The sequence below is a fragment of the Caballeronia sp. LZ003 genome, assembly GCF_031451465.1.
In the GTDB taxonomy this organism is placed as follows: Bacteria; Pseudomonadota; Gammaproteobacteria; order Burkholderiales; family Burkholderiaceae; genus Caballeronia.
Genome location: NZ_JARUXJ010000187.1, coordinates 1 through 442 on the forward strand (window position 1 = coordinate 1; position 442 = coordinate 442).

The 442-nt window shown below is 58.4% G+C and carries 1 protein-coding gene; it reads left to right on the plus strand.

Annotation, left to right across the window (positions count from 1 at the left end):
• Positions 1-294: phage minor tail protein L (locus QCE79_RS33970; RefSeq protein WP_309852017.1), on the plus strand; the 294-nt coding region annotated here is incomplete at its 5' end.
• Positions 295-442: the final 148 nt, after the last annotated feature.

Here is a 442-nt window from a genome sequence, read left to right on the forward strand (position 1 = left end):
GAAACGGCGGCGGTGGTCGAATTCTCTTTGAGTTCACCCTTGGATCTGTCGGGGCGCAAACTGCCTGCACGCCAGATTATCAGTGCGGTGTGCCAATGGGAGTACCGCGGTGCTGAATGCGGTTATCGCGGAACGGATTACTTCACGCGCAACAACATCGAGACGAAGAAGCCGGAAGAGGATAGGTGCGGTGGGCGATTGTCGTGCTGCCGAAAGCGCTTTAAGAACGTGCCGCTGCCTTTTGGCGGCTTTCCCGCTGCGGGCGCGGATGGCGCGCTTACGCGAGGCGGATAAGTGATGCTTGCCGGGCGCACGCGTGCGGCAATTCAATCGCACGCGCTTTCGAGTTATCCGAACGAATCGTGCGGGCTAATCGTGAACGGCGATTACCTGCCGTGCGCCAATGTTTCAAATCTTCCGTCCGAGCACTTCTCCATTTCAG